This window comes from Kribbella steppae, from assembly GCF_004342025.1.
GTDB lineage: Bacteria > Actinomycetota > Actinomycetes > Propionibacteriales > Kribbellaceae > Kribbella > Kribbella steppae.
Genome location: NZ_SLWN01000001.1, coordinates 80,052 through 103,068, shown reverse-complemented (window position 1 = coordinate 103,068; position 23,017 = coordinate 80,052). Strand labels below are relative to the sequence as shown.

The following is a 23,017-nucleotide window of genomic DNA, read 5'->3' as shown; positions in this document are numbered from 1 at the left end:
GCGATCCGGGTGAGCTAGACCACGGCGCCATCGTCCGGGGTGTCGTCGGGCGGCAGCCGGTCCTTCATCCGGATCACCAGGGTGAGGAAGCCGCCGATGAAGCCGACCACCGCGAGGGTGGTGATCCGGCCGGTGCCGAAGTCGAGCACCGCCGCGAGGATCAACAGCAGCGGGCCACCGATCAGGCCGAGCCAGGCGATCCGGCTGATCCAGTCCAGCCGTGGGCCGCGCGGCGGCTCCGGCGGGACGAAGTGGTCGTGGGGGTCGTCGGCACGCTTCGCCGGCGGCTTGTCCTTCTCTTCGTCCTCGTCGTCGTCGCCGACGATCAGCCCGGCCGGTACGTCGATCAGCGGCTCGTACTTCTCGTCGACGTCCTCACTGGCCGGCCACCGCGGCACCGGGGTCTCCCCGCCGTCGTGCCCGGGCGCGGACGGCGCGTTGAACTGCTCGACCAGCGACTTCCACTCGGCGTCCTCGGTACTCCGCTCGATCACCGGCCGAGCCCGGTCCACCGCCTCCGCATCCACGAAGATCTCCTCGAACCCCGTCGGCACCCGGGCCGGCTCCTCAGCCTTGGCCGGTGCTTCGGGCTTCTCGGCTGCCTCCGCCTCGGTGCCGTTGTCCGTCTGTTCCGGCGTACGGGCCTCGGCTTCGGCGGCATCCGGCGTACGGGACTCCTCGGGCGTGCCGCAGTACGCCGCGATACCGGCTTCGGCGAGGGCGGACAGGACGGATTCGGCGATCAGGGGGTCGATACCGCCCACGGAGGTGTACTCGGCGGCGGTCAGGCCGTTGTCACGCATCGGCGCCCTGCTCTCCGATCGGGCTCAGGCGCCGGATGAAGGCTGCGGAGTCCGCGAAGATGCGCGGTGCGTCGTTGTCCAGAGTTGCCACGTGATAGCTGTCCTCGAGCAGGGTCTCGGTCACGTCGCGGGACGAGATCGAGGACAGTATCGCGCGCCCCGAACTCGGCTCCACCACGTGATCGACAGTACTGCGGAACATCAGCACCGGCTGTGTGACCTTGGCCAGATCGTCCCGCGTGAGTTGCCACAACTGCGACAGCGAGTGCAGCGCCCGCAGCGGCATCCGGTCGTACGCGCCCTCGTCGACCCCCGGCTTCTTGATGTCGTTCGAGATCCCGGGGAACGACGGAACCAGTCGAGACAGCACCGGCAGCACGACCAAGCGCTTGTCGTCGGTCCGCACCGACGGGTTGATCAGGACCAGACCGGAAACGTCCGCGCCCTGCGCCTCGGCCAGCCGCAGCACCAGGCAGCCGCCCATCGACAGCCCGACCAGGAACACCTGATCGTGCTCCTTGCGCAACCGCTCCAGCTCGTTGTCCAGCACGGCGTACCAGTCCGGCCAGCCGGTCTTGTTCATCTCCTGCCAGGACGTGCCGTGCCCGGGCAGTCGCGGTACGGCGACGCCGTACCCCTCGGCGGCCAGGTGCTCCGCGAACGGGCGCATCGACTTCGGCGAACCGGTGAAGCCGTGGCTGAGCAGGACCCCGACAGCGGCGTTCTCCCCGGATCCAGGGCTGCGGAACTCCTCAGCATGGCCTTGCACTGGCACGGTCGACTCCTCGCCGGTCACGGTCCTCACAGGCGGTCAGGCGCACACCAGCCTGACCGCAGGCCAATGGTCGCATCTGGGCTGCATCCAGTCTGCATCCAGTCTGCATCCAGGTGACAACACAGTGAGCAACGCCTAGATTCCTGGAAGTGACATTGCTTGAGGAGGAAGCTGGAACGTAGGGTCCTGCCGACGGTGGGCGTCAGAGCTGTCGCGACCGCCGCTACCGGCGGACACTGGTGAGGGTGAGCTGTGCCGGCAAGTGACCCGGTGAGTGGCGTGACGGACGAGTGACGGAGGTAAGGCGATGCTGTACCTGTTCCTCAGACGGTTCCTCGTCGCACCACTGGTGAAGCTGCTGTTCCGTCCGAAGGTGACCGGGCTGGAGAACATCCCCAGCACCGGCCCGGCGCTGCTGGTCAGCAACCACCTGGCCTTCAGCGACTCGATCTTCCTGCCGGTCGCCGTACCGCGGCAGATCGTCTTCCCGGCGAAATCGGAGTACTTCACCGCGCCCGGGCTCAAGGGAAAGCTGGTGGCGACCTTCTTCCGGTCCGTCGGCCAGATCCCGATCGACCGGTCCGGCGGGCGCGCCTCGCTGGCCGCGCTGAACACCGGGCTGGAGATCCTGAAGAAGGGTGAGCTGTTCGGGATCTACCCCGAGGGCACCCGCTCGCCCGACGGCCGGCTCTACAAGGGCAAGACCGGTGTGGCCCGGATGGCGATCGTGGCCGGTGTGCCGGTCATCCCGGTCGCGATGATCGACACCGAGAAGCTGCAGCCGCCCGGCCAGCTCTGGCCGAAGTGGTTCTACCGGGAGAAGGGCCGCCGGCTGCCGCGGCTGATCCGCCCCGGCGTCGCGATCGGCAAGCCGCTGGACTTCTCCCGCTACGAGGGGATGGAGCGGGACCGGTTCGTGCTCCGCTCGGTCACCGACGAGATCATGTACGCGATGATGGAGCTGTCCGGCCAGGAGTACGTCGACATGTACGCCGACAAGGCCAAGGAGCTGATCAAGGCCGGCGAGTCGATCGACGAGCACGTTCGCCTCGGCGACACCAAGGCCAGCTGACGCCCGAGCCCCTCGCCGCGGGTGAGGATGGTCCGCATGGACAGCGACCTGAATGTGCTGGGCGAACCACTGGAGGAATGCGGGACCGACCCGGTCACCGGCTTCTACCGCGACGGCTGCTGCACGAGCGGCCCGGAGGACCTCGGCAGCCACACGGTCTGCGCGGTGATGACGGCTGAGTTCCTCGCCCACCAGGTGTCGGTCGGGAACGACCTGGTCACCCCGAGGCCGGAGCTGATGTTCGCCGGGCTGAAGCCGGGCGATCGCTGGTGCGTGGTCGCGGTCCGCTGGCTGCAGGCCTACCACGACGGCGCGGCGGCTCCCGTCGTACTGGCATCGACGCACGCACGGTCACTGGACACCATTCCGCTGGCGGTGCTGCGCGAGCACGCGGTCGACGTACCGCCGGATCTCGCCTCGCTGACCTGAGACGATCACCACCGGTTCTCCGGCCTGCCCTAAAGTTGGGGCCATGCAATTCGCGACGTTGAGTGCGGGGGAAGTGCCCGGAGTTCCGAGCCTGGACGAGCTGCGGGCGCTGAAGCCGCTGCAGCAGCCCGAGTGGCCGGAGTCCGCGCCGCTGGACCAGGTGATCGCCGAGCTGCGGAAGCTGCCGCCGCTGGTGTTCGCCGGTGAGTGCGACGACCTGACCACGAAGATCGGTGAGGTCGCGCGCGGCGAGGCGTTCATCCTCCAGGGCGGCGACTGCGCGGAGACCTTCGAAGGGGTCACCGCGGAGAACATCCGGGCCAAGCTGCGGGTGCTGCTGCAGATGGCCGTCGTACTCCAGTACGCCGCGAGCGTGCCGGTGGTGAAGGTGGGCCGGATCGCCGGTCAGTACGCCAAGCCGCGCAGCTCCGGTGAGGAGACGCGCAACGGTGTCACGCTGCCGACGTACCGGGGTGACGCGGTCAACGGGCTGGAGTTCACCGCCGAGGCGCGGATCCCGGACCCGCAGCGGCTGCGCGGCGTCTACAACGCGGCCGCGGCGACGCTCAACCTGACCCGCGCGTTCACCACCGGTGGGTACGCCGACCTGCACCAGGTGCACGCCTGGAACACCGACTTCGTGAAGTCGTCCCCGGTCGGGCAGAAGTACGAGCGGCTCGCCTCCGAGATCGAGCGCGCCCTCGCCTTCATGCGGGCCTGCGGCGCCACCTCGGACGAGTTCAAGACGGTCGACTTCTACGCGTCGCACGAAGCGCTGATCCTGGAGTACGAGCACGCCCTGACCCGGATCGACTCCCGCACCGAGCAGCCGTACGACGTCTCCGGCCACCTGCTCTGGGTGGGGGAGCGGACCCGCCAGCTCGACGGCGCGCACGTCGAGTTCCTGGCGTCGCTGACCAACCCGCTCGGGGTGAAGATCGGCCCGACCACGACGCCGGACTACATCCGCGCCCTGATCGACAAGCTGAACCCGAAGGGGATCGAGGGCCGGCTGACCTTCATCACCCGGATGGGCGCGGCCAAGATCCGCGAGGCGCTGCCGCCGCTGCTGGAGGCGGTCCGCGACCACGGTTCGCCGATCGCCTGGGTGTGCGACCCGATGCACGGCAACACCTACGAGACGCCGAACGGGTACAAGACCCGCAACTTCGAGGACGTCATGCACGAGGTGCAGGGCTTCTTCGACGCGCACGAGCAGGTCGGGACCTGGCCGGGCGGTATGCACATCGAGCTGACCGGCGACGACGTGACCGAGTGCCTGGGCGGCGGTGAGGAGTTGGTCGCGGAGGACCTGGTCAACCGCTACGAGACCGCCTGCGACCCGCGGCTGAACCGGCACCAGTCGCTCGAGCTCGCCTTCCTGGTCGCCGAGCGTCTCCGCGGCGCCCGGGCGTGACCAGAGGGCTCGGTGTGATCAGAGGGCTCGGCGTGATCCGGGGCGCGGCGTGATCGATCTCCGGTCCGACACGGTGACCCGGCCGTCGGCCGGGATGCTGGCCGCGATGACGTCGGCACCCGTCGGCGACGACGTGTACGGCGAGGACCCGACGATCAACCGGCTCGAGGAGACCGTGGCGGGCCTGCTCGGTCACGAGGCCGGGCTGTTCACGGTCAGCGGCTCGCTCGCGAACATCCTCGGCGTCCGGGCCCTCGTGGCGCCGGGCTCCGAGGTGCTCTGCGAGGCGAGCGCGCACATCGCCCGGGCCGAGCTCGGCGCGCATGCGGCCGTGAGCGGCATCACCACCCGCACCTGGAGCGCTCCGGCCGGCCAGATCGACCTGGAGCAGATCCGCGCGCTGATTTCCGCGGATCTCGGCCGGTACTTCGTCAGTACGGCGGCCGTCTCGGTCGAGAACACCCACAACTTCGGCGGCGGCTCGATCCAGCACGCGTACGACGCTCTGGCCGACGAACTCGACGCCCGCGGCCTGCCGCTACACCTCGACGGCGCGCGGTTGTGGAACGCGTCCGTGGCGTCTGGCGTGCCGCTGGCGTCGTACGCGTCCCGTGCGACCGCTGCCAGCGTGTGCCTGTCGAAGGGGCTGGGCGCGCCGGTCGGGTCGGTGCTGGTCGGGTCGACCGAGCTGATTCGAGAAGCCCGGGTGTGGCGGAAGCGTCTCGGTGCGGGCTGGCGGCAGGCCGGCGTACTGGCTGCGGCCGGGTTGTATGCGCTGGAGCACAACGTCGAGCGGCTTGCCGAGGATCACGCGAATGCGCGGCTGATCGCCGAGGTGCTGGCCGACGCCGCGCCCGGCTCGGTCAAGCCGGACCAGGTCGAGACCAACATCGTCGTCGCTGACCTGGCCGCGACCGGCAAGTCGGTGCCTGAGGTCGTCGAGGCCGCTCGAGCGGCTGGTGTGCTCGTCGGCGGCGTTGGCCCGACGCAACTACGGCTTGTCACTCACCTGGACGCATCCACAGACGACTGCCGCACCGCCGCGCAATCGCTCGCCCGCCTCCTGGCCGCCTGACGCACTGCTCACCATTCGACTATCCACAGGCGCTGACGCGGGTCCGTGGTCCGGCGAGATATGGTGCGGGTGTCGGGGTTCGCAGCGTTTCGGGGAGAGCCGTGCGAGAGATCGTCGTGTTCAGCGGAAGTGCCCACACTGGTTTGGCGGAGCGGATCTGTGCTGATCTCGGCGTAGCGCTCTCGCCAGTCGAAATCCATCGTTTCAGCAATGATTGCCTGCAGGTGCAACTCCAGGAGAACTGCCGGCAGCGGGACGTTTACATCGTGCAACCGCTGGTGCCGCCGACGCAGGAGCACCTGATGGAGCTGCTGCTGATGATCGACGCCGCGCGCGGCGCCTCGGCGCAGCAGATCACCGCCGTGATGCCGCACTACGCGTACGCGCGGTCGGACAAGAAGGACGCCTCCCGGATCTCGATCGGCGGCCGCCTGGTCGCGGACCTGCTGGTGACAGCCGGCGTCGACCGCGTCCTCACCATGGCCCTGCACGCACCACAGGTGCACGGCTTCTTCTCCGTCCCGGTCGACCACCTGACCGCGATCGGCGTCCTCGCGGACCACTTCCGCAGCCGGGACCTCAGCGACACGGTCGTGGTCAGCCCGGACCTGGGCAACGCGAAGACGGCGACCCAGTTCGCCCGACTGCTCGGTCTGCCGGTCGCTGCGGGCAGCAAGCAGCGGCTGGCCGACGACCGCGTGGTGATCGACGCGATCGTCGGCGACGTGGCCGGCAAGCGGGCGATCATCCTCGACGACGAGATCGCCACCGGCGGCTCGATCATCGAGTTGCTCGACCGGCTCAAGGACCTCGGCTGCACGCAGGCCGCCGTCGCCTGCACGCACGGCCTGTTCGCCGGGAAGGCGGTCGAGCGGCTGCGGTCGCACCCGTCCATCACCGAGGTAATCAGCACCGACACCGTGCCGCGCCCGGACGGCTTCCCCGAGCTCCAGGTGAGCACGGTCGCAGGCCTGTTCGCCGAGGCCATCAAGCGCATCCACGGCGGCGAATCGGTCAGCAGCCTCTTCGACGGCGTAGACCCAACCCACGCCCCACCCCAACCCAAACTCCCGTTCTAGTACTGCAGCCGACCCACGCGTGCGACGCAGCCGCTCCGGGGCTCCGCTCCTCCCGCGCCCGCTACGCCCCGCGGGCGTCGCCTCATGAGCGCCCCGGCTACAGCCGCAGCCATCCGCGAGGCAGCCGACGAGGATTGGGCCTGGAAGATGCTCCTTCAGGGCCGCGACCACCTGCGCCTCATGTTGACCCGCGAGGATGGCTCCGACGCCGCCTGGGAAGCAGCGCCTGCCACGACTGGTCAGACAGGCTTTGACACGCTCCTCGCCGTACTGACCGCCCACGAGTTCGAGGCGGCGGGCGAGGATCCTCCCGATTGGACCAGGAACAAGGCGCTCCCGGATCCATGGATCCCCAAGCATCCGTTCATGGAGCGCGAGGAGATCATCGAAGAGACTCCGGACTACCTGGCGCGGGTCAACATCTTTGTTCCCGCTCGTGACCTGGTTACCGCGTGAGTGAGCCACGCTACGAGTTCACCGCCAGCGAGATCGTCGACATTCTCTGATCCAGGTGGTGGCACGTATGGACCCACATGCTCCGAGAGTCCGGCGATAGGCCGGGGGGTGGGTGGGAGCGGGGCGTAGCGCGGCGACGGGGGAGTTGGGCGTGGCGCGACGTGGGAGGATCGGTTGTATGGCGGATACGGTGCGGATGGGTGTTGTTGGGGCGGGGAGCATTTCGGTGCGAGGGCTCCTTCCGCATTTGGGGCAGGCGGATCTTGCGGGGCAAGTGAAGCTTGCTGCGGTGTGTGATCCGGTGCCGGGGCGGGCGGACGCGGCGGCCGAGAAGTTCGGGGTCGAGCAGGGATTCACGGAGTACGAGGACCTGTTGGCGCGTGGCGATGTCGATGCCGTCACGATCGCTTCTCCGATCGGGTTGCACTACGAGCAGGGCAAGCTTGCCTTGCAGGCCGGTAAGCACGTGCACTTCAACAAGACCATGACGATCACGGTCGCCGAGGCGACCGAACTCATCGACCTCGCAGCCGCCAACGACCTGCGGATGGTCGCCTCGCCGGGGGAGATGCTGCGCCCGCATCACGTCCGGACCCGCGAGCTCATCGCCGAGGGCGCCATCGGCACGCTCTCCTGGGTGAGCTGTGGCGCGGCGTTCGGCACCTATCACGAGGACGAGTCTGTTCGCGGCGGCAGCGACGTACTGACGAACATCGATCCGTCGTGGTACTTCCGCAAGCCCGGGGGCGGACCGATGTACGACATGACGGTGTACGCGCTGCACGCCGTGACTGGGATCCTCGGTCCGGCCAAGCGAGTGACGGCGATGTCCGGCGTACGAGTTCCCGTGCGCACAAGCGGAGGCGTCGAGGTCCAGACGGACGCCGACGACAACACCATCGTGCTGATCGACTTCGGCGACAACCTGTTCTGCGTCGCGACCGGAACCGCCGCAGGGGGGATGCGGGGCGGCTTCGGCGGTGCCTACTACGGAACGGCGGGGACGATCGACGGGCTGCTGCTCAACGGCGAGCCGTTCGACTTCCCCAACCGCAACCCCGCCGAACTCTCGCCTCGTGGGCCAGGCAACCAGGCACTGCTTCCGCACGTGACCGGCGTGCACCGCGAGATCGAGGAACAGCACGTGTACGAGGACGTCATGCAGTTGGTCGACTGGGTCCGCGAAGGCAAGCCCTCGATCGTCACCGCCGAACACGCGCGCCACGTGATCGACATCATCGAGTCCGCGTACCGAGCCTCCGAGACCGGTCGGACGCAGGACCTCACGACCACCTTCTGACAGTTCTCAAGGGGTCATCAACCCTCGCAGCACACCCGGTGCAGCCACTCCGGCTCGTGCCACCAGTACGTGCTGTCGTGTGAGTGCGCCTGCTCGCGACTGAGTGGCCTCGGCGCGTCGGCCGGTGGTGTCAGGGCTGCCGCCGTCAGCGCAGTACCGGCGTACGGCGTGAGGAGGTCGTCGACCGTGTGCAGCTTGCCCGCGACCATCAACCGGTCGACCGCGGCGGCCGCCCGGATGTCGGCGAGTGGATCGCCGGTGACGAAGGACAGGTCAGCCTGCGCGCCGGGCTTGATGACGCCAAGCTTGTCCTCGAGGTTGAGCCAACGCGCCGGGTTCCGGGTCGCCGTCGTGAGTGCCTCGTACGGTGTGAAGCCGCCGGCCACCATCGATCGCAGGTTGGCGTGCAGGGAGATCGCGATGTTGTCCAACGGGGTGTCCGTGCCGGAGATGACGAAGCCGCCACCGCGGTGGATCCGCAGCACCATGTCGACGTTGCCGCGGAGCAACTCCCGCGTCGTCACGCCCGCCGGTCCCGCTGCCGTATTCACCTCGGTCTGCAAGGCGGCGTACTCCCAGGACGGGAAGAGCGTCGTCGTCCGCCGGTCGGTGAGCAGCGACGGATCGTCGACATGCGCCATCGTCGAGTTGAACAGGGTCGGCGTGACGGACAGTCCGGCCTTGGTGAACAGCGTGATCACATCGGCGTACGCCCGTCCGAGCCGGCTGACCGTGTGCGAGTACCCGAGCCGGTTCGTCGCGCCGGTGTGCTCCATCCCGTCCATGCCGAGGTGCTCGGCCGGGTAGAGGTAGTGCGACGACAACTGCAGCCCAAGACGATGTACGGCGGCGATCGCGCGCCGCTGGTACTCGATCGGCAACCTCACATACGTCTTCACGAGGTCGTACGCGAGCCCCTCGACCCGGTCGATCTCCAGACCCAGTTGGCGCAACGAGAGTGTCGGCCGCATGAAGTTGTAGTAGACCCGCGAACCGTCGATCGCCTCGCCGGTCGCGAAGTACCGCGGCCCGAGGAGCGACCCGTGCGCGAGCGCCTCCCGCGTCTCCTGCATCTGGTACACCGGATCGCCCGGCGACCGCGTGGTGGTGATCCCGTACGACAACCACAGATTGCCCTGCCGCGCACCCCAGGCCCGGCCACGCAGATGCCAATGGTTGTGCGCATCGATCAACCCAGGCATCACGGTCAGCGCCGACGCGTCGATGTCCGCCCGTCCCTGATGCGGCCGTACGGCGGCGATCCGCGACCCATCCAGTACGACGTCCACGTCGCGGCGCAGCGTGGTCGCGCGGCCGTCCCACAATGCGCCGGCGTGGATCGTGACGTGCTGGTTCACGGTCGCGCGGCGCCAGTGCAGGTCGAGTTTGACCGTCTGCGGACGGGAACCACTGACTGTCGTTCGGCGCAGCCGGCCGTTGTTGAGGTAGAGCAGGGTCTTGCTGTCCTGCCAGACCGGTGAGTCGGTCACCTCGCTCGTCACGGCCCGAGGCTCACTGGTGAAGCGGCCGCGTTGATCGACCGGGGCGACGTACAGAAGACTCTCGACGACGAAGGCGAGCCAGTTGCCGTCGGGGGAGAAGATCGGCCCGTCGTCACCTCGGGTGGCGAGTGATCGGAACGGCATCGGCTCGACGTACTCCAGCGCTGCGGTGGCGACGTCGACGTACAGCAATTGGCTGGTGCCCTCCCGGAACCGCTTGGAGAACGGCTTGACCGCGGCGAGCACGAGCGTCTTCCCGTCCCGCGACCAGCTGACCCGGCCGGGCTGGAACAGGGTCGGTGTCAGCTGGCGGACCTGACCGGAGGTGAGGTCGAGCACCCAGGCGATGCCGTCCTGGTCCTGGTACGCGACCTGCTTCCCGTCCGGGGAGAAGCGTGGCGCGGTCTGTGCCCCGGGCAACGAGGAGAGCTTGCTGTCGACCCCGGTCTTCAGGTCGTGCAGCCAGAGATCCGCGGTCCCGTCCCGATCGCTTGCGTAGAGCAGCTTCGTCCCGTCCGGCGAGAAGTCCGGATCGGAGTTGAAGTAGCCGTCGGCAACCAGCTGTCGTGGTTGCCCGCGGCCACTTGTTGCCGCCAGCCACAACGCGTTCAGGGCCCGGAACGCGACCCACCGTCCGTCCGGGGACACGGTCGGGCTGGCAATTCCGTGCACCGGCCGTCGGGCGGTCGACTCGAGGTCCGGCACCTTCGGCCGCGGCCGCTTCGACGTCACCGGCACAGTCGCGGCGAACGGTACGACGGTGTGCGCGCCGCCGACCTGATGACGGACGACGTGCCCGTCGGCGGTGTAGAAGAGCTCGCTCGCCGACGCCCAAGACGGTGGTACGGCGAACACATCCTTGCCACTGGTGACTTTCTGATTGTCGACAACCAGATCGCAGACCGGACCGCCGAGCCGCACATAGGCAAGTTGCCCGGCTGGGGAGTAGGCAGGACCGTAGACGGTGCTGCCGGTCTGCGCGGGCACGACCGTTGTGCGTTCGCCGGTCGTGAGGTTGACCTCGACGATCGACGCGGCGTCGACAGTGAAGGCGAGCTTGGTGCCGTCGGCGGAGACGGTCGGTTCGGCCTCTTCGGCTGCGTCGTTGGTCACGGCGACGATCGCGCCGGTGCTGAGCTCGAGTCGGTGGATGCCGTAGCTGCCGTTGTCGCCGCGGTCTGAGGAGAAGACGACGTACCGGCTGTCGGGGGTGAAGTGCGGCTCGCGATGGTCGTAGCGGCCGGTGGTCAACTGGCGGAGACCTGTGCCGTCGGCCTCGATCGACCAGAGGTGGAAGTTGCCGTCACGGTACGACTGAAAGACCAGCGTCCGGCCGTCCGGCGACCAGCGCGGCCGGGTCGCGTCCTGCAGGTCGTCGGTCAGCCGCCGGGACACGCCACCGGCGGCCGGTGTCACCCAGATCGCGGTGACCAGATCGAAGGCGAGCCACTTCCCGTCGGGCGAGACGGCGACCATGACGTTGGTGCCCTCGGTCAGGACGGCCTGGTTCGTCGACGACGTCGTCGTGGCGGCTGCCTGGGTTGTGGCGGCGGTGGCCGAGGTCGCGCCGGCCTGCAGTGCTCCGGCTGCGGCGACCCCGCCACTGAGTTGGAGAGCGCGACGCCTCGAGATGCTCCACGAACCAGGCGTTTCGATGTCGGTGTGGTCCACGGTCGGTCCAATCCCTCGGGGGCGGGTGGGACCTGTCCGAATCTGCCAGCACCGTCGTGGTCGCAGGATCCTGACCGGCGCGTCGAGCGCTGAGCGGCCCCTGCGCTGCGACGAACGGCTCCTGCGCCCGGTACCCGCACCCGCCCCGACCTTCGGCGCCCCGCACCCGCCCCGACATTCGGCTCCTGCGCCCGGCGCCCGCACTCGCCCCGACGTACGTCTATCGTCTGCGCCATGCAATCCGTGTCTCCCCGGATCCGGGCGCTCGCCGCCGCCGTCGTCTGCATCGTCATCGCCCTCGCCGCGGGCTTGGCGGTGGACAGCCGGCTCGACCGGCACTGGATCCTGCGCGGCATCACCCTGATCCTCGCGCTCTGCTGTGCCGCCCTGCTCGTCACCGACCAGACCCGTCGCCTGCGTCAGATTGTCACAGCGATCGGCCTGCTCATGTTCGGGTTCGTCTTCCCGGTCACCCAGACCACCTGGTCCACTCCGCCGGAGATCGACTTCGCCCTGGCCGTTGCGACCGATGCCAGCAACGCCGCCACGAAGGACGTACGCAGCGCCGTCACCGTCCAGGATGTCCGGGAAGCCACCGAGGCCCGTGGCGGCGCCGTCGGCTCGCTGCCGACCGGACCGAAGTCCGAGATCCGCGGCGGCGACGACTTCCCGCTGATCGTCCGGGCCAAGCCGGCCCAGGGCCGCCCCTGGGCCTGCGTCTCTTTCACCAACGGCTTCGAAGCCAAGGTCCGCGCCTGCTGATCGCCCACCGACGCGTGCCAGACCACGACTTTGTGCACGGCTCGAGCACGTAACCCGCCGGAGAATGCTCGAGCGGTGCACAAAGTCGCATCCCGACCAGGCCGTGCCCACTGCCCAGCTGCTGCGAGTACGGCGGAGCGCCGGTCAGCCGGTGTAGAGGGCGGCGAGCTCCTCGGCGCGGTCGAGAGGGTTCCAAGTGACGGGCTTGCCGTCGAGTTGGGCCTCGACGACCTCGAGCCCGGCCTCCCAGCCAGCGGCCGCAGGCGCACCGGCTTCCGGATCGGTCAGCACGTTGGTGAACACGAGCCGGCTGCCCCCCGCCGTACCGGTGATCTTCCAGGTCAGGATCTCGCCGGCCCACTCGTACTCGAGCACCGACGGCGGCTCGTTCCGCAGCATCCGGCCGTTCGGGGTGCCCGCCGGGTCGTCGGCCATCCCGAACCGCTGCCGCTGCTGCTCGGTCACCCCGAAGAACAGCTCGCTCCCGGCCGGCCGGTCCAGCTCGACCACCGCCGGGAACCACTCCGCCAGCTGGGCCGGATCCGTGATCGCCCGCCACACCTGCTCCGGCGGATGCGGCACCAGCCGCACGAACCGGATCGCCACCCGCCCGTCCTCGGTTCCGAACACACTCCCGCGCCGACTGTCCATACCGGCAATATAACCCAATCGGCATATACACCGTCTAGGGAATCGCCACCGCGGCGTCGAACCAGGTGTTCGGGTCGTGCGGGTTCCCGGCCAGTCGCAGCGTCTCGGCGACCTTCCGGAGCTCGTCGAGGTCCGGCGTGGCGCTGAGGCCCTGGATGACGACGGCGACCCCGTCGCCTTCCATCCTGATCGCGGTCTTGGCCGGTTTCGGCTTGCCGATCGGCTCACCGAAGACCAGGTCGGCGACGTACCAGGCCTTCATGCCGTTGATGGTCAGGTCGGGCCGGGGCTGGGGGAACCGCGACATCTGGTTCCAGAACTTGTCGGTGGTGAACCTGATCCGCAGGTCGTCCCCGGGCCGGGGCTCGTAGGGACGGTCGTCCTTGGCGGAGGCATCGAGGTCGCGCGGCCGGAAGCCGGTCGCCGGATTCCCGTCGCTGAGGTCGATGACGAAGTTCTGCCCGAAGCCCTCGGCCTCACCCGTCGGGCTGCGATAGGTGACGCGATCGGGTCGCAGACCTTCGGGGAGGTGGCCGACCTTGACCGGCGATCCGAGGGTCCGTGTCCCCGGTGAGACCGACTTCGCGATGGTCACCGCCAGCGGCACGTTCGCCTGGTAGGGAGCGTCGAGCTGCGGCGCTTTCAGGGTGCCGAGTTCGCGCTGCGAACTGCAGGTCAGCAGCGCCCACAGGCCGTCGCCCGGTTGCCAGGCAATCGTCTGCAGCGGGTTGCCCTGGATGACTCCGAGGTACCCGCGAGGTGCCGGGTTGAATGGCCGGCTCGGCGTCGAGTGGACGACGCGGCCCGGCCGGCCGTTGAGGTCGACGCGAGGACTGCCTGCCGGGATCTTCGCCGGGTCGAAGTCGCCGTTGCGATGGACGGTGAGCAGGCATGCGGTGATCCAGGGCTTGCCGGTGAACCCGATCAGTTCGTAGTCCTGGCGATTCGCCGTGTACACGCGCGGATTCAGCTTCATCCCCTTCGGTACCGGCAGGTCGACCCATGGCGTCCAGGCGAGGTTCCGCCGCTCCTGACCGGTCGTGTTCGCTCGGTCGTTCAGGTGGTTCACGACGAGCGGTCCGGCGATCGCGGCCGTTGCGGTGGCCACCGCTGTGGCGACCACGAGCGGCGTACGACGACGGCGTCGTACCGGCCGCAGGGTGTCGAGTTTCGCGAGCAGGTCGTCGGGCGCCGGAGCCGTGCGGCCGAGGTGGTCGAAGGCGGCGCGGAGGTCTTCCTCAGTACGCATGGTGGTTCACTTCCGAGGTCGGGGAAGGGTCTTTGAGCTCGATTCGCAGGGTGGCGAGGGCGCGGGATGCGTGGGCGCGGACGGTGCCGGGTGAGCAGCCGAGGGTCTCGGCGATCTCGTTGTCGGTCTGGCCGCCGTAGTACCGCAGCACCAGGACGGCTCGCTGGCGCCGGGGGAGCTTGGCCAGTTCGGTGATCAGTTCGTCCCGGTCAGCGGCCTGATCGGCGGGGTCGGCGGTGTGCTCGGCCGGCATGATCTCGGCTCGCGGCACGTAGCGGGACCATTTGCGTCGCCAGGAGAGGTACTCGTTCACGACCATCCGCCGCAGGTACGCGTCCGGGCTGCCGACCGCACTGATCCGGTCCCAGTTCCGGTGCGCCTTGATCGCGACGTCCTGAACGACGTCGTCGGCCAGGTGCCCGGATCCGCACAGCGCCGTGGCGAACCGGAGCAGCTGCGGCAGACCCGAGCGGGTCCACTCGTCGAACGTCACGTCCCCTCCCGGTTCGTTCGGTCGGCCCACAGGACTTCAGTCGGCCTACACCACTACAGACGACGCTCAGGCGCGATCTGCTGAGTCCAGTTGCTGGGCAATCGATTTCTCATCGACCCGGTCGCGGCCTAGGGTCGCGGGTATGACTCTTGGGAAGCTGTCCGGAATCAGCGCGATCGTCGATGTCGAGACGCGCTCCATCAGTGCGGAGAACCCCACCGGTGAGCCTGGTCAGGGCGGGCGTCGGACCGAGGGGACCGGGGCGAAGGCGGCCCGGGACCTCGGCCAGGGCTGGAAGGTGTCGCCGTCGATCGAGATCGGCCCGGGGGAGACCGCGACCCTGGCGGATATCGCCGGGTCAGGCTGCATCACGCACATCTGGCTCACCACGCACGTCGACAACTGGCGGCGGCTGATCCTGCGTGGCCACTGGGACGGCGACGAGGCGCCCGCGATCGAGACGCCGGTTGGCGACTTCTTCTGCTCCGGCTGGGGCAAGTTCGCCCAGGTCAACTCGCTGCCGGTGGCGGTGAACCCGAACGGCGGTTTCAACAGCTACTGGGAGATGCCGTTCCAGTCGCAGGCCACGCTGACGCTGGAGAACACCCACGACGAGCCGGTGGTCGTGTACTTCCAGGTCGACTACTGGCTGGGCGCCGTACCCGAGGGGTCGGCGTACCTGCACGCGCAGTGGCGACGGAGCAACCCGTTACCGTCCAAGACCGTGCACACGCTGCTGGATGGCGTCCAGGGGCCTGGCCACTTCGTCGGCACGTACGTCGCGTGGGGTGTGAACAGCAGCGGCTGGTGGGGTGAGGGCGAGGTGAAGTTCTACGTCGACAGCGACGAGGAGTTCCCGACCATCTGTGGCACCGGGACCGAGGACTATTTCGGCGGTGCGTGGAACTTCGACGTGCCCCACCTCGGCGGTTACACCGAGTTCAGTACGCCGTACCTCGGGATGCCGCAGGTGATCCGGCCGGACGGGCAGTACGCGAGCCAGCAGCGGTTCGGTATGTACCGCTTCCACCTGCCCGACCCGATCCGGTTCCGGGAGAAGCTCCGCGTCGACGTCCAGGCTCTCGGCTGGCGGTCCGGCGGCCGGTACCTCCCGCTGCAGGACGACATCGCGTCGACCGCGTACTTCTACTCGACCAAGACCAGTACGACGAGGCCGGATGTGCCGACGCACGACGCGATGGAGATCTGCTAGGGGATCGGTAAGGGCTTCTCGAGAGCGCCGGCGGCGAGGACGACCAGGGCTGAGGTCCAGCCCAGGGGAGCCTCGCCGGCCGGCCGCAGATCGCGATTGACCTTTTCCGGCAGGGCTCCGCTGCTGGTGCGGTAGTGGTCCAGCCAGGTCAGCAGTTCACCGGCGGTCGCGCGATCGCCGCGGGCGGCAGCGCTCAACGCGAACATCGCAGTCTGCGGTGTCCACGAGACGCCGTCGGTCCGCCAGTCCTCACCCGGGGTGACTCCGCCGTTCGGCTGCGTGAGTACGCCGCGAGCGCGGTCGATGGCCGTGGTGACGACGTCCCGGGCCGGCGCGAAGGGTGGACCGAGGACGGTGACGATCGCATCGGCGCCGCCACCCAGTCCGATCGGGTCGAGCCCAGGTTCCAGGTGGCTGACCGCTCGCGCAGCGGTCCGCGGATAGTCCGGCCCGAAATGCCGGTCCGTTGCCTTGGTCAACTTGTCCAAAGCCTCGTTCCAGCGCGCGGCCTCGTCCGGATGCCCCAGATCATCGGCGATACCGACCGCGGCGCGGAGCCCGGTGAGCAGCGGGGCGACGGTGCCGAGAGTCAGCTCGGACTCCGGGCGTTCCCAGTAGTCCGGTGACGGCGCGGGCAGACCATCCGGACCGAGCTCGGCCACGATCTGGTCGGCGGATTCGCGGACCAGATCCCAGTACCTGCTGCCCGTCCGGCAGAACCACGTTGCCCAGAGCACCCATCCGGAGCCGTCCAGCTGGGGTTCACGGCCGTCCCGGATCGCCTCGCCGCTGTCGGCGTACCGGGCCTCCCAACGGCCGGTCGAAGGCCTGATGCCGTTGAGGAAATCCAGCACCCGGCCGGCGGCGGCATCCTGGCCGATCGAGCAGTACGCCGCCGCGACGAACGACGCATCCCGCGGCCAGACGAACCGCCACGGGCCGTCCCAGCCGGCCAGTGTGGCGCCGTTGGGAAGCGTGAGGGCGTCGAGGTCGGCGATCGCGTGCCGGATCAGGTCGCCGTACGGGCCGTCGAAGGTTGCTGCTGGCATCTTTCGGCCCGGGATGCCCTCGGCGACCAGCTGTGGTTGGGGGTTGCGGGCGAGGTTGTTCGCCGTTCCCGCGGCCAGGAACGCCAGCAGGACGACGATGACGACGGCCGGGAACCACCGGTCCCGCCGTCCACTGCCGTCCCGCATCGATCCTCCTACCGCGCCGATCCACTGGCCGATCTACTGCGCCGATCTATGGGCCGATCTACTGGGCCGATCTACTGGGCCAGATGTTGCACCTCGGCCTCGAACTTGCGCCGTGGTGCGAGCTCCACCAAGAACATGGCGGACAACACCAAGGCTCCACCCACCAGCATCCGCCATGTCACGCTCTCCGAACCGAACATGACCGCGAACGAGGACGCGAACACCGGCTCCATCGTCATCGCGATCGCCGCGCGGGTCGGGGCGAGGTGCGCCTGCGCCCAGGTCTGGACGATCAGCGCCAGCGCACCGGCGACGAGCGCCATGTAGAAGACGCTGACCCAGTCGCCGCCCGAACTCGGGACGGCGAAGCCGCCGGGGAGCGCGCCGATCCCGCAGACGCAGGTGATCACGACCATCTGCAGCGCCGAGAGTCCGAAGGCGTTCTGCGGGGTGGACCAGGCGCCGAGACCGATGATGTGCAACGCGTACAGACCGGCCGAGGCGAGCGTGAGCAGTTCGCCGGTCCCCATGCTCAGGCCCCGCAGGGACAGCACGCCGAGGCCGACAGTGGCCAGAATCACGGCGACCCAGGCCCACCGGCCGATCTTGTGCCGCAGGATGACCGCGGCCAGCAGCGGGGTGAAGACGACGTACATGCCGGTGACGAAACCGGACACGCTCGCTGAGGTGTGCCGCAGGCCCTCGGTCTGGACCAGCTGGGCGATGCCGTAGGTGATGCCGAGGGCAACGGCCCGGCCGCGGTCGAGGCGGCTCAGCCGGCCGATCGCCGGCGGGTGGACCAGGATCAGCGCGAGCGAGGCGATCAGGAAGCGCAACGCCAGGTAGTCGGCGACGTCCATCCTGGTGAGCAGATCCTTGGTCAGGAAGAACGTGGATCCCCAGGCCGCTGCGACCGCGAGTAGGGCCAGAACGGCAAGACGCGGGTGATTCACGCGGCACAGCTAACCAGACGGCTTCGGCAGGCGCCAAAACGTGTCAGAGCACGGTGATGACGCCCTCGCTCCCGGGTTTGACCTTCTTCCCGGCGCCCGGCTCGCATCCTCGGACTGGACCGCCGTCGTGCCTGAGCCTGGACGGAGAGTAACAAGTGGGACATGATGGCCGCCTGGGCCGGGGGTGGCCCATCATCAACGGGGGAATCACATGTCTCAGCAGTATCCGCAGCCGCCGCATGTCCAAATGCAGCCGCCGAAGAAGAACACCACGAAGACGGCGCTGATCATCGTCGGCTCGATCTTCGGTGGGCTCGTGCTCATCGGGATACTCGGTTCGCTAGGGGGCGGAACGACGCCCGAGGACACCGGGGCTCAGGCCGAGACCACGCCGACGACCGCCGCACCGAAGGCTGCGCCGAGCTCGAAGCCCGTGGCCAGGCCGACGACACCGAAGGTCGTCGTGCCTGTCGAGCCAGTCGCGCCGCCGGCCACCTCGGGTGTGGCCTGCGAGGACCAGGACGACCGCACGAAGCCGTGCGCGATCAAGGTCGGTGTCGCCTTCAAGCTCGGGTCGCACACGGTCCAGGCGGGGTGGAAGACCAAGGACTCGTACGACTCGATGACGATCGTCGGGAAGGCGAAGAACACCGACGACAAGAGCAGCACGATGTTCGTGCACATCAAGTTCCTGAAGGGCGACGAGGTGCTCGCCAACGTCATGTGCAACACCGGGGATCTGGAGCCCGGCCAGGTCGAGGCGATGAACTGCATCCCGGACGGCACCTTCACCAAGAAGTACGACAAGGTGACCGTCGAGGCCACCTTCTGATCACGACAAAGGCCCCCGAGTCACTGCTATGGCTCGGGGGCTTCGTCATTCATGGCCGGCAGGGCAGACCCATCGGATCGGCAGTCCATCTGCCCACACGAGCGCCGCGTTGCAGCGCGGGCATCCGGCAGGCGCCACAACGTGTCAGAGCACGGTGATGACGACCTCGCTGCCGGGTTTGACCTTCTTCCCGGCGCCCGGATTCTGCGCCGCGACGATGTTCAGGCCGAGGTTGAACGGTGCCTTCTCCACCTTCACGGTGAAACCGGCCTCGGTGAGGATCTTCTGCGCGTCGGCGAGGTTCTTGCGCTTCACGTTCGGGACCTCCACCAGCGGCGGGCCCTTCGAGACCACCAGCTGGACCTTGTCCTTGGCGAACAGCGTGCCGCTGTTGGGAGTCTGGCTGATCACCTTGCCCTCGGCGACCTTCTCGTCGTACTGGTCGGTGCGTCCGACCACGAAGCCGAGTTTGCGCAGGGCCTTGTTCGCGTCCCGGTACGACTTCCCGGTCTGGTCCGGGACCGTGATCGGCTTCTTCCCCTTGCTGACCGCGAAGTTGACCGCACTGCCCGGCTTCACGACCGTGTCGAACTTCGGGCTGAATGCGATCACCCGCCCGCTCGGCACCGTCTCGTTGTACTGCTCGTTGACCTGCCCGGTGATGAGCTTGACCGGGTCCAGCGCCCGCTTTGCCGCCTCGAACTCCAGTCCGGCGAGCTGTGGCACGCGGTACCGCTCCGGTCCCTTGGAGACGGTGAGACCGATCTCACCGTTCTTCCGGATCCGGTCTCCGGCGCCAGGGTCGGTCGCCATCACCTCACCCGTTGGCACGTCCTCGGAGAAGTCCTGGTTCGCCAGGGTGGTCCGCAGCCCCAGCTTCTCGGCCTCGGCCGCAGCCACCGCCGGAGCCATGTTCACCAGGCTCGGCGTGGTGGTGTAGCGGTGGATGCCGTAGTACCAGGCCGCCGTACCGACGCCGATCGCCGCTGCCAGGATCGCGATCAGTGCGATCAGCCCACGGCCCTTGCGCTGTGGAGGCGCTTGAACCCTCGGTGCTCCCGTGGGGCGTCCGTGCTCCACGGGTACGACGATCGTGTCGTGGCGCAGGACCTGCCCATCGTCGTCGGGAGCGCCGCGCGTGTAGCCGTCGTCGTACCCGCTGTCCTGGCGGATCTGCTGGATCGGGATGGTGAGGTCGCCGGTGAGCTCCGGGTCGTCCGGCAGCCCTTCCTCGAGCGCACTGCGCACCCGCCGTACCTGACGGCTCAGCACTCGCGCGTCAGCCGGCCGCAGGTCCCTCTCCCGCGCAGTCGCGCGCTGCACGAGTGCATCGACGTAAGGCGGGATGCTCGGCACCTCCAGCGACGGCGCCGGTACGTCGGCGTGCACGTGCGCGTACGCGACCTGGATCGGGGTGTCACCGGAGTGGGGCTTGTTGCCGGTGAGCATCTCGTACAGCAGGATGCCCGAGGAGTACACGTCCGACCGGGCGTCCGCACTACCGTCAGTGACGAGCTCCGGCGCCAGATAGGACACCGTGCCCATCAGCAGGCCCTGGGTTGCGGTGTTGCCGGTGGTACTGACCGCCCGGGCCAGACCGAAGTCCGCGACCTTTACCGCCCCGTTGTCGGAGATCAGGACGTTCTCCGGCTTGATGTCGCGGTGGACGATGCCCGCGTCGTGTGCCGCGGAGAGGGCGGACAGGATCGGTGTCAGCAGGTCGAGCGCTCGAGCGGGGGAGAGCGGCGCCTGCTCCCGGATCACGTCCCGCAGTGTCCGGCCGGGCACGTACTCCATCGCCAGGAACAGCGTCCCGTCGTCGTCACCCTGGTCGAAGACGGCGACCACGTTCGGATGCGAGAGCCGGGCGGCGGCCCGGGCCTCGGCCACGAACCGGCGGGCGAACTGGGCGTCGTCGCCGAGCCCGTCGTGCATGACTTTGAGCGCGATCACCCGGTCCAGCCGCATGTCGAGAGCCTTGTAGACAGTCGCCATCCCACCCTTGGCGACGCGCGCGCCCACGCGATACCGTCCGTCGAGCACTCGCCCGACGAGGCGGTCGCTGACCTGCGTGTCCACGTCGTCCGTCACTTGCGGTGAGCCGCCTCTCGAAGCCGTCCTGCTCTGAGAGTGTAGATAAGGGCTCAGCGTGACCGTGCCAGGCTCACCGCAGTGGGTTCTACCTCACCGCAGTGGGTCCCAGCCCCGCTCCAGCTGTGCCTTGATCCGGAGCACGTTCTTCACATACAGCTTCGTGTCCGCGTACATCCCGTTCCGCTTCACCCCGCCGAGGCCCTGGTAGTACCCGGCAACGGCGATATCCAGTCGCGCGGCGCCGGTGAGCCGGTCCAGCAGCACCACTCCGGCGGTGACGTTGTCCTGCGGGCGGAGCAGGTCCAGGTCACGCCCGACGATCGAGGAGGCGAACCTGCCGGTCGACGGGATCACCTGCATCGCACCGACCGCGTTGGCGGGGGAGACCACCCGTTGCTTCCAGCCCGACTCCTGCCAGCTGATCGCGAGGGCCAACTCCGGGTCGACGCCGTACCGCTTGGAGGTGCTGACGATGAGCGCGCGCATCTGGGCCCGGGTCGGCAGCTTGCGGTTCTTCAGGATCGCGCGGTTGCGGTCGGCCTTCGCGACGACGTGGTCGGGGTAGGTGCGGCCGGCGAAGCTGTTGTTCTTCTTCTTGGCCGGCGGTTTGGCCTTCGGGCGGATCTTGACCGGGATCTGCAGCGGTTTGCCGGCGTAGATGTGGCTGCTGGCCCGCAGACCGTTGGCGGCCAGCAGATTCGCCTGGGAGCACCTGTAGCGCTTGGCGATCTTGGAGACGGTGTCACCAGGTTTGACGATATAGGTGATCCGGCCGAGCTGTGAGCGCTTGGTCGCCTGCTTGGCGGTGGTGGTGCCGCCCTTGCCGGGGATCTTGAGCACCTCACCGGCATAGATCGCGTTGCCGTTGCCGGGCAGGCTGTTCAGCGCGACCAGGTTCTTCACCGTGGTGCCGTAGCGGCTCGCGATGTGGCTGAGCGTGTCGCCGTCCTTCACCTTGTACGAGCCGAAACCCGGTGAACCGGCGGTGATCACTCCTGCGGTCAGCAACGGCACGGCCATGCCGGTCAGTACACGTACGACGTTACGCATAGTTCCATCTCCCCGTGTGAACGTCACTTGACCGTAAGTGCTGATACGGATGTGACAACAGGGGCGAATGGGGTCCTTGTTACGCCTGTAATCCAATGTTTACAATTTAAGCCTGAACTACATGCGTGTAGTTCACAAGCATTGATTGCTCAAAGCAACCGACGGGCTACAGTGCGGCGCGGCCGTCCAGCGGGGACGAGGGATTCGCCGCGTGGTAGCGCTTCGGGATCCGGCCGGCCCGCCGGGCGTTGCGTCCGGCAACGACTGCGTCGCGCATCGCGGCGGCCATCAACGCCGGGTGCTCGGCCCGGGTGACCGCGGTCGCCAGCAGTACCGCGTCGCACCCCAGCTCCATCGCCAGCGCGGCGTCACTCGCCGTACCGATGCCGGCATCCAGTACGACGGGTACGTCGAGCTCGTCGACGATCATGCTGATGTTGTGGGGGTTGCGGATGCCCAGGCCCGAGCCGATCGGGGAGCCGAGCGGCATCACCGCCGCACACCCGGCCTGGGCCAGCCGACGGGCCAGGATCGGGTCGTCGTTCGTGTACGCGAGCACCTGGAACCCGTCCGCCACCAACTGCTCAGCAGCGTCCAGCAGCTCGACCGGATCGGGCAGCAAGGTGTGGTCGTCGGCAACGACCTCCAGCTTGATCAGGTCGGTCTGCAACGCTTCCCGGGCCAGCCGAGCCGTCAGTACCGCCTCACCGGCCGTGAAGCACCCGGCAGTGTTAGGGAGTACGGCGATGTCGTGCTTGCGCAGTACGTCGAGCACGGACCCCTGCTGGCTTGGGTCGAGCCGGCGCAGGGCGACCGTGGTCAGCTGTGTCCCGGATGCGACCAGTGCCTCTTCCAGCACCTCAAGACTCGGCGCACCACCAGTCCCCATCACCAGGCGGGACGTCAGCTCCCGTCCAGCGATCAGGAGTGTGTCGTCGCTCATGC

The 23,017-nt window shown here is 68.4% G+C and carries 21 protein-coding genes; 10 read left to right on the top strand and 11 right to left on the bottom strand.

Features of this window, described 5'->3' with window-relative positions:
- Positions 1-14: 14 nt before the first annotated feature.
- Together EV652_RS00465 and EV652_RS00460 are read right to left on the bottom strand one after the other, a co-directional pair.
- Positions 15-803, bottom strand: a complete 789-nt coding sequence (locus EV652_RS00465) for a hypothetical protein (protein WP_132206941.1) — start codon at positions 801-803, stop codon at positions 15-17.
- The gene (locus EV652_RS00460) at positions 796-1,578 is read right to left on the bottom strand and encodes an alpha/beta hydrolase (RefSeq protein ID WP_242001466.1); all 783 of its coding nucleotides are present in this window, start codon (positions 1,576-1,578) and stop codon (positions 796-798) included. The genes EV652_RS00465 and EV652_RS00460 overlap by 8 nt, the downstream gene beginning before the upstream one ends.
- Before the next feature lie 307 nt (positions 1,579-1,885).
- Here EV652_RS00460 and EV652_RS00455 point away from each other — a divergent pair, with 307 nt between their 5' ends.
- The 7 genes from EV652_RS00455 (at position 1,886) to EV652_RS00425 (ending at position 8,406) form a co-directional block, all read left to right on the top strand.
- The gene (locus EV652_RS00455; protein WP_132206940.1) at positions 1,886-2,650 is read left to right on the top strand and encodes a lysophospholipid acyltransferase family protein; all 765 of its coding nucleotides are present in this window, start codon (positions 1,886-1,888) and stop codon (positions 2,648-2,650) included.
- A 36-nt stretch (positions 2,651-2,686) separates the two neighbouring features.
- Positions 2,687-3,079 (top strand): DUF2237 family protein, encoded by a 393-nt coding sequence (locus tag EV652_RS00450; RefSeq protein WP_132206939.1) that lies wholly within the window; start codon positions 2,687-2,689, stop codon positions 3,077-3,079.
- Positions 3,080-3,122: 43 nt separating this feature from the next.
- Positions 3,123-4,496, top strand: a complete 1,374-nt coding sequence (locus EV652_RS00445) for a class II 3-deoxy-7-phosphoheptulonate synthase (RefSeq protein ID WP_242001465.1) — start codon at positions 3,123-3,125, stop codon at positions 4,494-4,496.
- A gap of 49 nt (positions 4,497-4,545) precedes the next feature.
- Positions 4,546-5,571: a threonine aldolase family protein gene (locus tag EV652_RS00440; protein ID WP_132206938.1), complete on the top strand. Its 1,026-nt coding sequence runs from the start codon at positions 4,546-4,548 to the stop codon at positions 5,569-5,571.
- 101 nt (positions 5,572-5,672) lie between these two features.
- Entirely contained in the window at positions 5,673-6,650 is a 978-nt protein-coding gene (locus tag EV652_RS00435; protein WP_132206937.1) for a ribose-phosphate diphosphokinase, read from the top strand.
- A gap of 84 nt (positions 6,651-6,734) precedes the next feature.
- Complete coding sequence (locus tag EV652_RS00430) at positions 6,735-7,106, top strand: hypothetical protein (protein ID WP_199237936.1); 372 nt, start codon at positions 6,735-6,737, stop codon at positions 7,104-7,106.
- Positions 7,107-7,284: 178 nt separating this feature from the next.
- Complete coding sequence (locus EV652_RS00425; RefSeq protein WP_132206936.1) at positions 7,285-8,406, top strand: Gfo/Idh/MocA family protein; 1,122 nt, start codon at positions 7,285-7,287, stop codon at positions 8,404-8,406.
- A 17-nt stretch (positions 8,407-8,423) separates the two neighbouring features.
- Here the strand turns inward: EV652_RS00425 and EV652_RS00420 are convergent, their stop codons facing one another.
- On the bottom strand, positions 8,424-11,579 hold the full coding sequence (locus tag EV652_RS00420; RefSeq protein ID WP_132206935.1) for a DPP IV N-terminal domain-containing protein: 3,156 nt from the start codon (positions 11,577-11,579) through the stop codon (positions 8,424-8,426).
- Between the two features lie 234 nt (positions 11,580-11,813).
- Between EV652_RS00420 and EV652_RS00415 the strand changes: the two genes are divergently transcribed.
- Complete coding sequence (locus EV652_RS00415; protein WP_132206934.1) at positions 11,814-12,341, top strand: hypothetical protein; 528 nt, start codon at positions 11,814-11,816, stop codon at positions 12,339-12,341.
- A gap of 144 nt (positions 12,342-12,485) precedes the next feature.
- On the opposite strand, the gene EV652_RS00410 is transcribed toward EV652_RS00415, so the two are convergent.
- Genes EV652_RS00410 through EV652_RS00400 form a run of 3 tightly spaced genes read right to left on the bottom strand, consistent with a single transcriptional unit; the run spans position 12,486 to position 14,734 of the window.
- Entirely contained in the window at positions 12,486-12,992 is a 507-nt protein-coding gene (locus EV652_RS00410) for an SRPBCC family protein (protein WP_132206933.1), read from the bottom strand.
- Between the two features lie 34 nt (positions 12,993-13,026).
- Positions 13,027-14,241: a hypothetical protein gene (locus EV652_RS00405; RefSeq protein ID WP_132206932.1), complete on the bottom strand. Its 1,215-nt coding sequence runs from the start codon at positions 14,239-14,241 to the stop codon at positions 13,027-13,029.
- Complete coding sequence (locus EV652_RS00400) at positions 14,231-14,734, bottom strand: SigE family RNA polymerase sigma factor (protein ID WP_132206931.1); 504 nt, start codon at positions 14,732-14,734, stop codon at positions 14,231-14,233. The genes EV652_RS00405 and EV652_RS00400 overlap by 11 nt, the downstream gene beginning before the upstream one ends.
- A gap of 142 nt (positions 14,735-14,876) precedes the next feature.
- Between EV652_RS00400 and EV652_RS00395 the strand changes: the two genes are divergently transcribed.
- On the top strand, positions 14,877-15,947 hold the full coding sequence (locus EV652_RS00395; protein ID WP_132206930.1) for a glycoside hydrolase family 172 protein: 1,071 nt from the start codon (positions 14,877-14,879) through the stop codon (positions 15,945-15,947).
- On the opposite strand, the gene EV652_RS00390 is transcribed toward EV652_RS00395, so the two are convergent.
- Together EV652_RS00390 and EV652_RS00385 are read right to left on the bottom strand one after the other, a co-directional pair.
- Positions 15,944-17,143, bottom strand: coding sequence for a glycoside hydrolase family 15 protein (locus tag EV652_RS00390; protein WP_132206929.1), 1,200 nt, complete (start codon positions 17,141-17,143; stop codon positions 15,944-15,946). The two genes, EV652_RS00395 and EV652_RS00390, sit on opposite strands and share 4 nt — an antisense overlap.
- A gap of 71 nt (positions 17,144-17,214) precedes the next feature.
- On the bottom strand, positions 17,215-18,096 hold the full coding sequence (locus tag EV652_RS00385) for a DMT family transporter (RefSeq protein WP_132206928.1): 882 nt from the start codon (positions 18,094-18,096) through the stop codon (positions 17,215-17,217).
- Between the two features lie 211 nt (positions 18,097-18,307).
- Here EV652_RS00385 and EV652_RS00380 point away from each other — a divergent pair, with 211 nt between their 5' ends.
- On the top strand, positions 18,308-18,928 hold the full coding sequence (locus tag EV652_RS00380) for a hypothetical protein (RefSeq protein ID WP_132206927.1): 621 nt from the start codon (positions 18,308-18,310) through the stop codon (positions 18,926-18,928).
- A 144-nt stretch (positions 18,929-19,072) separates the two neighbouring features.
- On the opposite strand, the gene pknB is transcribed toward EV652_RS00380, so the two are convergent.
- The 3 genes from pknB to EV652_RS00365 form a co-directional block, all read right to left on the bottom strand.
- Positions 19,073-21,019: a Stk1 family PASTA domain-containing Ser/Thr kinase gene (gene pknB, locus EV652_RS00375; RefSeq protein WP_132206926.1), complete on the bottom strand. Its 1,947-nt coding sequence runs from the start codon at positions 21,017-21,019 to the stop codon at positions 19,073-19,075.
- A 93-nt stretch (positions 21,020-21,112) separates the two neighbouring features.
- Positions 21,113-22,072, bottom strand: coding sequence for a lytic transglycosylase domain-containing protein (locus EV652_RS00370; protein ID WP_132206925.1), 960 nt, complete (start codon positions 22,070-22,072; stop codon positions 21,113-21,115).
- A gap of 166 nt (positions 22,073-22,238) precedes the next feature.
- Positions 22,239-23,015 (bottom strand): thiazole synthase, encoded by a 777-nt coding sequence (locus EV652_RS00365; protein WP_132206924.1) that lies wholly within the window; start codon positions 23,013-23,015, stop codon positions 22,239-22,241.
- Between the last annotated feature and the right edge of the window lie 2 nt (positions 23,016-23,017).